General features: G+C 69.3%; 12 protein-coding genes and 1 tRNA gene. 6 read left to right on the top strand and 7 right to left on the bottom strand.

Annotation, left to right across the window (positions count from 1 at the left end):
- Positions 1 to 319: 319 nt before the first annotated feature.
- On the top strand, positions 320 to 1,765 hold the full coding sequence (locus LRF89_RS02800) for a hypothetical protein (protein ID WP_238636570.1): 1,446 nt from the start codon (positions 320 to 322) through the stop codon (positions 1,763 to 1,765).
- 29 nt (positions 1,766 to 1,794) lie between these two features.
- Here the strand turns inward: LRF89_RS02800 and LRF89_RS02805 are convergent, their stop codons facing one another.
- On the bottom strand, positions 1,795 to 2,214 hold the full coding sequence (locus LRF89_RS02805; RefSeq protein WP_238636571.1) for a hypothetical protein: 420 nt from the start codon (positions 2,212 to 2,214) through the stop codon (positions 1,795 to 1,797).
- An 846-nt stretch (positions 2,215 to 3,060) separates the two neighbouring features.
- Here LRF89_RS02805 and LRF89_RS02810 point away from each other — a divergent pair.
- From LRF89_RS02810 to LRF89_RS02820, 3 genes are all read left to right on the top strand, one after another.
- A complete protein-coding gene (locus LRF89_RS02810) occupies positions 3,061 to 3,507 on the top strand; it encodes a hypothetical protein (protein ID WP_238636572.1) in 447 nt (148 codons plus the stop codon).
- Positions 3,500 to 4,678, top strand: coding sequence for a tyrosine-type recombinase/integrase (locus LRF89_RS02815; RefSeq protein WP_238636573.1), 1,179 nt, complete (start codon positions 3,500 to 3,502; stop codon positions 4,676 to 4,678). The genes LRF89_RS02810 and LRF89_RS02815 overlap by 8 nt, the downstream gene beginning before the upstream one ends.
- A 174-nt stretch (positions 4,679 to 4,852) precedes the next feature.
- Positions 4,853 to 5,155, top strand: coding sequence for a hypothetical protein (locus LRF89_RS02820; protein WP_238636574.1), 303 nt, complete (start codon positions 4,853 to 4,855; stop codon positions 5,153 to 5,155).
- A gap of 171 nt (positions 5,156 to 5,326) precedes the next feature.
- On the opposite strand, the gene LRF89_RS02825 is transcribed toward LRF89_RS02820, so the two are convergent.
- From LRF89_RS02825 to LRF89_RS02850, 6 genes are all read right to left on the bottom strand, one after another.
- Positions 5,327 to 5,402 (bottom strand) — tRNA-Ile (locus tag LRF89_RS02825).
- Between the two features lie 86 nt (positions 5,403 to 5,488).
- A complete protein-coding gene (gene rpoD / locus LRF89_RS02830; RefSeq protein ID WP_201169992.1) occupies positions 5,489 to 7,300 on the bottom strand; it encodes an RNA polymerase sigma factor RpoD in 1,812 nt (603 codons plus the stop codon).
- Positions 7,301 to 7,401: 101 nt separating this feature from the next.
- Entirely contained in the window at positions 7,402 to 9,246 is a 1,845-nt protein-coding gene (gene dnaG, locus LRF89_RS02835; protein ID WP_238636575.1) for a DNA primase, read from the bottom strand.
- Between the two features lie 54 nt (positions 9,247 to 9,300).
- Positions 9,301 to 9,765 (bottom strand): GatB/YqeY domain-containing protein, encoded by a 465-nt coding sequence (locus tag LRF89_RS02840; protein ID WP_201169990.1) that lies wholly within the window; start codon positions 9,763 to 9,765, stop codon positions 9,301 to 9,303.
- A 19-nt stretch (positions 9,766 to 9,784) separates the two neighbouring features.
- On the bottom strand, positions 9,785 to 10,000 hold the full coding sequence (gene rpsU / locus LRF89_RS02845) for a 30S ribosomal protein S21 (RefSeq protein ID WP_011813897.1): 216 nt from the start codon (positions 9,998 to 10,000) through the stop codon (positions 9,785 to 9,787).
- 99 nt (positions 10,001 to 10,099) lie between these two features.
- Complete coding sequence (locus tag LRF89_RS02850) at positions 10,100 to 11,011, bottom strand: lysophospholipid acyltransferase family protein (protein WP_238634683.1); 912 nt, start codon at positions 11,009 to 11,011, stop codon at positions 10,100 to 10,102.
- Positions 11,012 to 11,177: 166 nt separating this feature from the next.
- Between LRF89_RS02850 and LRF89_RS02855 the strand changes: the two genes are divergently transcribed.
- Together LRF89_RS02855 and dtd are read left to right on the top strand one after the other, a co-directional pair.
- Positions 11,178 to 11,720, top strand: a complete 543-nt coding sequence (locus LRF89_RS02855; RefSeq protein WP_201169988.1) for a hypothetical protein — start codon at positions 11,178 to 11,180, stop codon at positions 11,718 to 11,720.
- A 269-nt stretch (positions 11,721 to 11,989) separates the two neighbouring features.
- On the top strand, positions 11,990 to 12,454 hold the full coding sequence (gene dtd / locus LRF89_RS02860) for a D-aminoacyl-tRNA deacylase (RefSeq protein WP_201169987.1): 465 nt from the start codon (positions 11,990 to 11,992) through the stop codon (positions 12,452 to 12,454).
- The last annotated feature ends 58 nt before the right edge of the window (positions 12,455 to 12,512 follow it).

A 12,512-nucleotide genomic window follows, 5' to 3' on the forward strand; every position in this document is an offset into this window, starting at 1 on the left:
GCTACGGCTTGCGCACTCGCTCTGTGCGCCGCCGTAGCGGGCATGTCCGCGGCACCGGACAGCCTCCCCGCCCGGCCTCCTGGTCGCCCCCGACCCGGTGGCCCGGTGGGGCTCTGGAACCTGCGGACCCTCCCGGCCCTGCGGAACCTGCGAACCCAGCCGACCCTACCGAACCCGCCGACCAAGCGACCACGCAACCGCCCGGCCCTCCGATCCGGTCGGCCAGCACCAGCGGGGCAACCGCCGGACAGCCTTTCCTGGCCCCTGGCTATCCGGCACCCTTGTAGTGATAGAGGACGTATATACAGGAGACACTGAGATGCCGCGCACACCGAACCCCAATTACGCGAACCCGCACTGGGCCCGCGCCGCCGAGAACCTCGGTAAGATCATCGCCGGCCCGGACGCCCGGCAACAGCTCGAAATGGAGTCCACGGCCGCCCAGCGGGCCGGGCAGGACCTTGAGAACCGCCGATTGGCGGACGCCCTCGACGCTGACGAGCGTATGCGCTTCGGCATGACCTACGGCGGAACGCCGGACGGCGGCACCGAAGCGCAGTCCCTGGGCGGCGGGGGCCTGACGGACCCCGAGTCGGGAGCGCCGACGATGTTTTCCGGCTTGGCTGAGGCCGACCCGGCCGCCACCGGCCACCAGGTGGACGTCCCCACCAGCCAGGATTACGGCCCGCGCGAACTCATGCGCGATGCGGTGTCCTCCGGCCGGGCCAGCGAGGCCCCGGACCTGGCGCAGGCCCTCGGCGGTATCAACCTGGCCGAAGGTCGGGCCACGCCGGATCAGATGCGGGCCTACATGGCCGGGGCCGGCCAGCAGCCCGGCGCTGACCTGGCGCTCACGACCGGCCGCGCGGACCAACTCCGTGCCGAGGACCGCCAGCACGACCTCGCGGAGGTCTTCGCCGAGCGGGAGGCCGATTGGACCTATTCGCCCGAGGCCCTGGTCCACGATCAGCTTGCCGAGGGCAACGTGGACGCGGCGGCGCTGATGTCCGAGGAGCTGGGCGTCCGGGGTCCGCTGTCGTCGGACGAGCAGATCGCCCGCGACCACCGGCGCGGGGATCCCGAAGCGGCCGCAGCACTGTCCGGTATCCGCTACGGCGAGGGCCCGCAGGCCCCGGCTGGTGCGGACTTCGACCCGGGCGACGTGCTGGACTACGAGAAGCACGTCTACAGCATCGTGAACGACCACCTCCCGGAAGACATGCCGGGCAACCACCGGGGCGAGATCGCACGCCGCGCCGTCGAGATCGCGCGCCAAGGGCGGGGACAGGTCAGCCCGACCGAAGCGGTCCACATGGCTATGGACGAGGGCGGCGGCCTGCACATGGCGGGTGCCGGCTGGATTCGCAGCGGCACGCCGAAGCTTCGCGGTGCTCCAGCCCCGACCGGCCACCCGATCAACTGGCCGCAGGGCGCCGGCCCGCAGCCCCAACCCGGGGCGCCAGGCCAGATCCCGCAGCAAGAAAGGCAGCCGCAACCGGCCCGCGAACCGCGCGGCCGTGCGGATGCAGGCCGGCACCAGGAGGACACGGTGGCCGGCGGTGGTGCCGATCAGGTCGTGATGCTCGGCCCGGACGGTGAGCCGATCACCCAAGCCGAGATCGAGGAGACGGCCCGCGGGCGAGATATGAGCCCCGAGGCAGTCGAGGCCTTCCTGCTCAAGCAAGGCGCCCAACCCCGCGGCCAGGGCGCCGGCGGCGGTCGGATCCAGCCGGGTGATATGTACGGCACCGGCGTGGTCCGGTAGCTGCCGCTACCCCGGCCCGCGTGCCAGGGTTACAACTGCTCCACGTCCAGGTGGTCGTAGTCTTGCCACGCGGGCCGGGGCGTCAGCCGGTTCCCGGGCGGTGGTGCGAACTGATGCGGAGCGTATGATTCCGGCGGGTCTTGCTCCTCGGCGCCGCGGTACCGTTCGAGGAGGTCTGTCGGCTCATCGGCTCGGCCCTGCTGGCGGTCCGGGGAGCCGTCGCCGTACCGCTCCAGCAGATCGCGGCCCCCGTCCGTTCCGCCTTCGTCCGTGCCCCCGCCCCGGGGTGGCTCAGACGGCTGGGGCACGTTGGGGCCAGGGTTGGGTCGCTGCAAGCCATGCGCCTGGCCGAAGCCCGCGCCTTGCGCGCTTTCTGCGCCCGCCGCCGGGGACTGCCTGTCCATCTCCTCGACCGCCGCCGCGGCCGTGAGGACCACCAGCAACGCCACGATAATCCGTCCACCCCACATCCCGGCGCCCCTTTCGTTTGCCGGCGCAGTTCTGCGCCCCCCAACATTTACTCTGGCAGCGCTGACGGCATCCATAAAGCGAGCCGGGGTGTTTTCGGCTACAGGGGGTGGGGTGGCGCGTGGCCGCGGCGGCTTCGGCCGAAACGGCGGCGGCGGACGCCGCATCGGCGGCGCTGGGTAAGCCACACCTACCGCCCTACCGGGTCGGCCTGGTCGGGGCGGCACCCGGGCGACCCGGTGGGGCTGGGTTGCGGAGGGGTCCGGTCAGTTCTGCGAGCTGCGCAATTTTCTCGCGCGGCCGGGATAGGAGGCTCGGCGGCGCGGGCGGACATACCCCAGGGGGCAGCCGCGCGAGCTGGACCGAAGCAAGCAGCCGGCTCGCGCGCTGCGTCGGCGGGAGCGCTGCGTCTGTCCGGCAGGGCCACCCCCTAGCGCACCGGCGGCGAGGTGCCGCCCCCAGGATGCGGACCGCGGCAGCACCGGCCATGTCCGGCGGACAGCGGACAAGCCAGCTCCGCCGCCAGGAGGGCCGGGCGGCCCGTGACATTGTCACACCAGCCGCCGCCCCCGCTGGCACCGACCCGCCCGGCTGGGCGGCGGCTTACCCTCACCACGCCACCGGATCCGCAACGGCTGGCCGCTGCCGCCGCGACCGGCTGCCACCGTGACCGCCGCCTACCTGACCGCGAGCTGCGACACGCTGCCGCATACCCACCCCAAGAAAAGCAGTTATGAGAATTGATATTCCCGTAACAATTAGGCAGCGTAGGGGGTGAAGGCGGCCACGGTGGACCGCCAGCACAACGAGCAGCGAGGAGCGGAGCCATGATCGACCAACAGACCATCGAAACCGTCCTGGACAACATCGCGGATCAATGCCCAATGGGCTATTGGCCAGGCAACGAGTTTGGGGGCATCCATGTCCCGCCCCCCTTGGACGGTCCGGTCAGGCAAGAGGCGGAGCGGCGCGCGGCGCTCAGTCGTATCGGGAACCGGATCAAGCCGGCAGATGGCACCGTCTACATGCACCCGAACGACGGCGGCGCCGTTGGGTTTCCCGAACTGATGCGGGGGCTCCAGGGCGTAGACCGCATCCTGGCCGAGGTTGAGGGGTTGGACGCCGCAACCGCCGCGGACCTGGAGCGGCTCCGGCATTGCCTCGCCCATGAGCTAGTCGGCGGTCCGGATGTTGAGATCGAGCCGGAACCGCTCCTGGCCATGGCGCGGGTCTACGCCGCCAATGAACTGGAGCGCGAGGTCAGCCATGGGTGACGAGCAGCAGCGCAACGGCAACCAGCAGCCCCCGCCCCCGCGCGGGGGCGCGGCTGCTTCGGACAATGCGGCCGGACAGCCGGACAGTGCGGGGCACCAGGGCGCGGCGGCGGCTGCGCAGTCGGACACGCCGGACACGGCCGCAGCACCAGCGGCGGACACGCCGGGCAGCGGGGGCGGTGGCGGCGCGCTGCTACCCGCGCGGCCGGAGGGCGGGGAGCTGGACTACCTCGCCCCCGAGACGGCCGCCCAGAATCCGGCCGCCGTCTACCTGGCGCGGCTGTCCGGCGGTAGCCGGCGGACGATGCGGGCGGCGCTGGACGTGATCGCGTCCGAACTGTCCGGCGGGCAGCATGACGCCGCCAGCGCGCCGTGGGGGCGTGTCCGGTATGAGCACGTCCAGGCGGTACGGTCCCGGCTGGCGGAACGGTACGCGCCGGCCACGGCGAACAAGCACCTGTCAGCGCTGCGGAATGTCCTAAAGGAAGCCTGGCGGCTTGGGCACATGAGCGCGGAGCACTACCACCGGGCGGTGGACGTGGCGGCGGTGCGCGGGAACTCGCAGCCCAAGGGCCGCGCGCTAACGCTGGCCGAGGCCCAGGCGGTCTTCCGCGCCTGCTTGGAGCGCGGCGGACCAGCCGGGGCGCGGGACGCGGCGCTGTTCGGGGTGCTGTACGGCGGCGGGCTTCGCCGCTCCGAGGCCGTGGCACTAGACCTGGACGACTTCCACGAAAACGGCGGCGAGGGGCCGCGCCTGATCGTGCGGGGCAAGGGTCAGAAGGCCAGGACCACATACCTGGACGCCGGAACCCATGCGGCGCTGGCGGATTGGATCGAGTGGCGGGGCCGAGAGGCGGGGCCGCTGCTCTGTCCGGTGACGCAGGCCGGCCGGGTGGATCTGCGGCGGATGACGGATCAGGCGGTGTACTACGCGCTGGACCGAGCCCGGCAGCGGGCCAACGTCGAGCCGTTCACGCCGCATGATCTTCGGCGCAGCTACGCCGGCGACCTGCTCGACGCCGGGGCGGACCTGGCCACCGTGCGCGGCCTGATGGGGCACGCCAGCGTCGAGACCACGGCCAACTACGACCGCCGAGGCGAGCGCGCCAAGGCCCGGGCCGCGGCGCTGCGGGTAACGCCGTACTCGTCCGGCGGCGGTGGTGGCGAGTGAAAGCGCGCCCCTGGTGCCGCTCCCGTTCCATGGGCGGCGCCGGGGGCGGTTGCTTCGGGGTGGTGTAGCCGGCTGCCGCCGCTGGCGACACCGGAGCTGGCGCGTGGCGGTCAGTGACCTAGACTGCGACGGTGAGCGATAGGAGTGCTGACCGAGTCCAGGAGGGAGCGGGGGATGGTTTCGGAAGTGCTGGATGCGATCCACGGCTTTAGCCAGTGGCTCGGCGACATTCTTGCCGCACTGATCGCGGCCGCCCTCATGATGGCGGCGTTTGCTCTCCTTGCAGGAGCGTTGTTCCTGGCGGCCTGGGCGTTCGCCTGGGTACTGGCGAAGCTCTTGCTGTGGGCGGATGGCCGGGGCGTTTTCGACTGGATAGCGCGCCACGCCCGACCTTTCACCACGGAGCGGTCCCGCAGGAACTGGCGCCTTTACCTGAGCGATCTGCTTCACACGGCCGAGCAGCTCACGGGCAAATAGCCTCCCCACCGTCACCCCCGCATGGCGCCCCATGAGCCCGTGATGGCGGGGCGCCATCCCCAGGCCGCGTGCCCGGCGGTGCCGACCGCCACGCGAGCGATAGTGTCGCCAGAGGTGTCGCCAGCCGAGCCCCAGCGGGGGCGAGCTATGAGCGTAAGCAGTTGAAAGTATTGGTGGGCCCGGTCGGATTCGAACCGACGACCAAGGGATTATGAGTCCCCTGCTCTAACCACTGAGCTACAGGCCCGTCGGAGGGGATAGGGATCCCGCAGGGATCAAAACACAACCCCGGGGCGCCGGCAATGGCACCCCGGGGATCGGCTCGGGCGCGGGTTACTCCTCCAGGAAGCTGCGCAGCCCCTCCGAGCGGGTCGGGTGGCGCAGCTTGCGCAGCGCCTTGGCCTCGATCTGGCGGATGCGCTCGCGGGTGACATCGAACTGTTTGCCGACCTCTTCGAGGGTATGGTCGGTGTTCATGTCGATGCCAAAGCGCATGCGCAGGACCTTGGCCTCCCGGGGCGTCAGCCCGGAGAGTACCTCGCGCACCGACTCGCGCAGGCCTTCGGAGGTGGCCGAGTCCACCGGCGAGGTGACGCTGGTGTCCTCGATGAAGTCGCCCAGGTGGCTGTCCTCGTCGTCGCCGATGGGCGTCTCCATGGAGATCGGCTCCTTGGCGATCTTGAGGACCTTGCGCACCTTGTCCTCGGGCATCTCCATGCGCTCGGCGAGCTCCTCGGGGGTGGCCTCGCGGCCCATCTCCTGAAGCATCTGCCGCGATACCCGGTTGAGCTTGTTGATGGTCTCGATCATGTGCACCGGGATGCGGATGGTCCGGGCCTGGTCCGCGATGGAGCGCGTAATCGCCTGGCGGATCCACCACGTTGCATAAGTCGAGAACTTGTAGCCGCGCCGGTACTCGAACTTATCCACGGCCTTCATCAGGCCGATGTTGCCCTCCTGGATCAGGTCCAGGAACTGGAGGCCGCGGTTGGTGTACTTCTTCGCGATGGAGATGACCAGGCGCAGGTTGGCCTCGACCATCTCCTTCTTGGCGCGGCGGGCCTTGGCCTCACCGATGGACATGCGGCGGTTGATCTCCTTGATCTCCGCGACGGAGAGGCCGTTCTTGTCGGCGATCTCCTTGAGATCCGCCTGGGCCTTGCGGATGGTCTCGGCGTGCGGCTTCAGTCGCTCGGCGCGCTCGCCCCCCTCGGCCAGCAGGTCGTCGAGCCAAGTGGGGTCGGTTTCGCGATCCTGGAAGCTCTTGACGAACTCCTTGCGAGCCATTCGCCCTTCGCGGGTGCACAGATTCATGATCTCGCGCTCTCGGGCGCGGATCGTATCCACCGTGCCACGCAGCCGGTCGGCCACAGCGTCCACCACCTTCGGGGTGAACTTGATGCTCAGGAAGATCTCCTCCAGCTCGCCGCGCAGTTCGGCGATGCGCGGTGCGGCCGAACCCTCGCTGGCCAAAACCTCCTGCATCTCGTTGTAGGCGGCCCGCAGGCGCTCAAAGAGCTCCGCCACCGCCTCGGGATCGGGGCCGGTTTCGGTGGCGGTGGTCTCCTCCTCGTCCTCGGTGGCGGTCTCCGGGGCGGCAGCGGGGGCCTCCGGAAGCTGCTCGGAGCCGTCCTCGCGGTCACGGAAGCCGGCAAGGATGTCGGTCAGCCGGGCCTCGCCCTCCTGGGCGCGGTCGTAGAGCATGATCAGCTGCCGGGCCGCCTCCGGGTAGGAGGAGAGGGCCATCAAAGCACGGTCGAGCCCGTCCTCAATCCGCTTGGCCAGCTCGATCTCGCCCTCGCGGGTGAGCAGCTCGACGCTGCCCATCTCGCGCATGTACATGCGCACGGGGTCGGTGGTCCGGCCGAACTCGGCGTCCACGGCGGCGAGGGCGGCAGCGGCCTCTTCGGCCTCGTCCTCGTCGGTGGCCACGGTGGTTTCAGCCAGGAGCAGCTCGTCCGAGTCCGGGGCCGTCTCGTGGACGTTGATTCCCATGTCGTTGATCATGCCGATGATATCGTCGATTTGATCGGGGTCGACGATATCGTCGGGGAGGTGGTCGTTAACCTCCGCGTAGGTCAGAAAGCCCTGCTCTTTGCCCTTGGCGATGAGCTGCTTGATTTGCGACTGTTGATCCTGTGACATAGGCGATCGGTCTGATCCGCGGTTGCTCGGGGAAGGCGCCGCTGAGCGGAACCGTACAGTGTAGCGTCCAGGTTCGGGTTCCTTCAAGGGCGCGTCAGGTTTTAGAGGCGAAACGCCGCGCGAAGTTCCTCCATCTCCTGCTGTTCATCGGCGCTGATCCGGCCCCGCTTGAGCCGGTCCATCAGCAGCTGCAGTCGTGTCGCCTGACGCAGCCGCTCCTGCTCCAGGTCCATGGTCTGCTCATCCCGTTCCTCCTGCTCGAGCTCACGGACCAACCGCTTCTGCTCGTTGTGGATGATCTGCTCCTCGATCCGCATGAGGGCGTCCTGGAGTTCCTGCTGGTGGTCCCCCTCGGCCATGGCGGTTCGTTGCCAGGCCGCCAGCCGGTGTAGCGGGGTCTCGTGCGGGGTGTCGCGGAACCGCTCCAAGACCCTTGCCGTTGTGATATTGGGTTCCGTGCGCGCCAGTTCAAGGAGCTGTTGCAGCAAGTCTAGTCCAGGAATGTCTCGATCGGCGAAGCGGTCCGGGTCGCCGGCGTACGCCGCGAGCTGCGGCTGCTGCAGCAGCAGGGCGATGGCGTGGCGCACGGGGGTGCGCTGCAGGCTTGTCTCGGGACTGCGTGGGGCGCTGCGCGGCTGCGCGGCGCCTTGGTTGCGGGTGGCTTCGCCCCGTCCTTCGAGGATGCGGTCGATGCGTTCGGGCTCGGTGCGCGTCAGCTCGGCGAGCTGGCCGATCAGCGTCTCGCGCACGATGCCCCGTGGTAGCCGCCGCAGCGGGTTGCTGGCCCGTTCCAGCAGGCGGGCGCGGCCGTCGACGGTGGTCAGGTCGCACTCCTCGCCGAGGTGGGCCAGGAAGAATTCGATGACCGGCGTGGCGGCATCCAGGCGTGCTTCGAAGGCCTCGCGGCCCTCGCTGCGCACCAGGTCGTCGGGGTCGCTGCCCTCGGGCAGCAGCAGCACGCGGACCTCGCGGTCGCCCTGCAGGACTGGGAGCAGGTTCTCGACGGCGCGCAGCGCCGCGCTGCGGCCGGCGTCGTCGCCGTCGAAACAGAGCACCAGTTCGTCCGCGGAGCGCAGTAGCAGCGTCGCCTGCTCGGCGGTGGTGGCGGTACCCAGGGTGGCGACGGCGCCAGGGATGCCCTGCTGGGTCAGGGCGATGACATCCATGTACCCCTCGACCACGATCAGCCGGCCGGGGCGGCGCTCGGCTTGAAGGGCTTGGTAGAGGCCGTAGACTTCACGGCCCTTGTGGAAGACCGGGGTCTCCGGGGAGTTGAGGTACTTGGGCTCGCCGTCGGAGACCACTCGGGCGCCGAAGGCCACCACGCGACCGCGGCGATCGTGGATCGGGAAGGTAATGCGATCGCGGAAACGGTCGTAGGTCTTCTGTTCCCGTTCGATGATCAGTCCGGCGCGGATGGCCGGTCGCGGGTCATCGAGCTGGCGCAGGAGGTTGTCCCAGCCCGGCGGGGCGAAGCCGAGGCCGAAACGGGCGGCCACCTCCCCGGAGATCCCGCGCCGACGCAGGTATTCTACGGCGCTCTGGCGCGCGGGGTGGTTGCGCAGTGCGTCGCGGAAGAACTGGTGGGCGTGGGCCAGAGCGCGGTACAGCGGGGCGTATTCGTCGGCGGCCCGGCGGGCCCCGCCGCCGTCCGGGATTTCCAGGCCAACCCGGCCGGCCAGCTCCTCAATGGCCTCACGGAACTCCATGCGGTCGTGTTCCATGAGGAAGCGGATCGCCGTGCCGTGGGCACCACAGCCGAAGCAGTGGTAGGTCTGTCGTTCAGGATTGACGTTGAACGAGGGGGTGCGCTCGTCGTGGAAGGGGCAGCGCGCCTTGTAATTGCTGCCGGCCGGGCGCAACGGCACGCGCTCGCCGATGACGGCGACGATGTCGGTGCGTTGCAGCACCTCATCGATGAACTCATCGGGGATCCGCCCGGCCATCGGCCAGCCTCCGGGGTCTGGAAGGCTCCAGACGGTATCGCGGCGAGGGCGGGGTCAGCCGCCGAGGCGGTTCTTGACGCGAGCGCTGACTGCGCCGAGGTCGGCCCGCCCCTGGAGCTTCTCTTTGAGAGATCCCATGACGCGGCCCATGTCCTTGATCGATGCGGCCCCTGAGTTGTTGATGGCCTCTTCGATCAGGGCGTCGATCTCTTCATCGCTGGCCGCTTGGGGAAGGAACTCGGAGAGGATCTCGATCTCTCGTTCCTCGGCCTCGGCCCGGGCGGTCTGGCCGGCGTCGCGGTACTGCTCGGCGGACTCCCGCCGCTGCTTGACCGCCTTGGCCAGGACATCGATGGCCGCGCTGTCGTCGGTGGCGAGGTCACAGCGCTCGTCCACCTCACGCTGCTTGAGTGCCGCGCTCGCCGAGCGCAGGACCGCCAATCGCTCCTTGTCGCCGGAACGCATGGCGGATTTCACTGCCTCGAGCACGGTTTCCTTGACGCTGCTGGGTGCGGCCATCGGTTCCTGGGTCCGGGGGTCAGTAGGGCCGCTGGCGCCGCTGCTGCTCGCGGTTGAGCCGCTTCATGTGCCGCTTGACGGCGGCGGCCTGCTTGCGCTTACGCACCTGCGTGGGCTTTTCGTAGTACTCGCGCCGGCGGATCTCGGACAGCACGCCCGCCTTCTCGCAGGAACGCTTGAAGCGGCGCAGGGCCACCTCGAATGGCTCGTTTTCGCGGACTTTCACAATCGGCATGCGCTCGTCGACCCCTTCGTCGTTGTCCATGGCAAATGATTATCCGGGCATTTCAGCCCAAAGATAAACGAGCAGTCTAGTTGCCATGAGGGGGGTATTTCAACCTCGCCGTCGGCGTTTTTTCGGGTAGGGGCGACTGCCATCGGGCTGCGTGTTGAAGCGCTTGTAGGTCCACTGGTACTGCGCCGGAGCGATGCGCACGCACTGCTCGACTCCCCGGTTGATCGCCGCCGTGGCCGAGGTCGGGTCGCGGCCGGCGACGTCAGGGTCGGCGGGCAGGAAGTGCAGATCGTAGCCGCGACCGGCGGGGAGTCGCTCGGCGAACGCGAATAGTGGCACGGCGCCGGAGCGCTGGGCGATGCGCCCGGCCAGGGTCATGGTCTTGGCGGGGACCCCGAAAAACGGCGCGAAGGGTTCACTGCCGTCCGGCTCCTGGTCGGGCAGGATGCCGACCACCTCCCGGCGGGCGAGGGCGCGCAGTACGCCGCGCACGCCCTGGGGGCCGGCGGGGAGCAGGCGGGCTCCGTTGCGCGAGCGCCCGGCGAGCAGGATGGGTTCCAGAGCGGGCTGGCGGGGGGGGCGGTACAGGGCCGTGAGCGGTTGTCGCGCAGCCACCCAGAGGTTGAGCAGTTCCCAGCAGCCGATATGGGGGGCGAGCAGGAGCACGCCCCGACCTTCATCCAGGGCCTGGTCGAAGTGGGTTCGGCCGTGGACCTGGCGCACCCAGCCGACCACCCGTTCAGGCGGGCGCTTAAAGACCGGCGCGATCTCCAGCGCGGTCTTGCACGTCTCCTGCAGGGCGTTGCGAACCAGGCGGCGCCGCGCGCCCGCGGCCAGATCCGGGAAGCAGAGGCGCAGGTTGATCTCGGCGACCTGCCGCGTCCGATTGGGCAGGTAGGCCAGGGTGGTGCCGACCGCCGCACCGACGGCGTGCAGTACGGGCAGGGGCAGTCGGGCCAGGACGGAGAGGGTCCATTCCAGGCTGCGTGGTGGGGCTGGCTCTTCGGTCATGGCGATAGCTAACCTGTTCCCGGGGCGGCAAGGCAACCCGGGCGGTGGTGTTCGGGGGCAGGCTCGCTACACTTTCCCGGTGGGGTGCCATGCGCGCCCGGGACGAGCCTTTACCCATGTGGCCGTGCCCGGAGTTCTTCGTGAGGACATACAGGAGAGGATTCCAATGAGCGGTAACCAACCGATGGAAGAAATGGTCCGGAACTGGACCGAGATGCAGCAGCGCATGTGGGATACGTGGCTGCAGACGGTGCGTGGCATGCAGATGCCCACCGGGGTGTCCCAGGGCGATGAGTGGCAGCGCCACTATCAGCAGAACCTGGAGGCCTGGGAGAAGGCGGTCCGCGAGGCCCTCGACGCCCAGGTGCAGTGGGCGCAGAAGTGGGCACAGCAGGCCGGTGCCGGAGAGCATGCCAGCGAGGGGATGCAGGAGGCGGTTAAGCAGACCCAGGAGATGATGAAGTCCTGGACCGAGGCGCAGAGCAAGCTCTGGAACGCCTGGTTCGACAGCGTGAAGAACATGGATCCGTCCCGCATGGCGGAGCAGTGGGACTCGGAGGGCCAGCGCGTGCTCCAGGCCTGGCAGGATGCGACCAAGCGGGCTCAGGAGGCGATGCAGGAGCTATCCGGAACCGCGACGTCGGGGGCTGCCGGCTCGCAGAAATCCTCTGCAGGGCGCAGCACCTCTGGCGGCAGCAAGAAGGCCTGATCGGACGAAAAAAAAAGCCGACGCATCCTGCGTCGGCTTGAACCCGCTTCCCTCGGGCTAATGGGCGGGGGCCTTACTCTTCCTTGAGCGGTCCCTGAAGGCCGAGCGATCCATCGCCCCACCCAGGCTCCCGCACAATCGACTGGGCTCTTCCGTTAAGCCTCAGGAGTTCGACTGCCGGTAGCCGTGGTCTACAATGCCCCAGCGCCCGTAGCAGGGAAATCAGGGGCAGCCGCAGTGCGTGTAAGACAAATCTGACATCGTCGGCGATGATCACCGTTATTCAGCGTTCAGGAAGGGCCCGGGTTTGGGTCGAGGGCGAGGTTGTCGGGCAGATCGGGCACGGGCTGGTCGCCCTGGTCTGTGCCGTGCGCGGGGATGGCCCGCAACAGGCCCGGCGCCTGGCCGAGCGGGTGCTGGGCTACCGGGTGTTTCCGGATGACGCCGGGCGCATGAACGCCTCCGCCCTCGATCGGGCCTGCGGTGTGCTAGCTGTGCCGCAGTTCACCCTGGCCGCGGATACACGCAAGGGCATGCGGCCGAGCTTCGGACCCGCTGCCGACCCCCAGACCGGTCAGGACCTGTTCGGTATCTTTCTGGATGCTCTGCACGCCCGGGCGACGGGGCCGGTGGCCGCCGGGGTCTTTGGCGCGGACATGCAGGTTGAGCTGGTCAATGACGGGCCGGTGACCTTCTGGCTGGAGGCGCCGCCGGGGCCGGCCGGCGCCGTGTGATATCCTCGTTCGCCCGTCGGGCGTCAGGCCCGGATCGATTCCAACTGCGAGGGCGTTA

This window comes from Halorhodospira sp. 9621 (assembly GCF_022228055.1).
Taxonomy (GTDB): domain Bacteria; phylum Pseudomonadota; class Gammaproteobacteria; order Nitrococcales; family Halorhodospiraceae; genus Halorhodospira; species Halorhodospira halophila_A.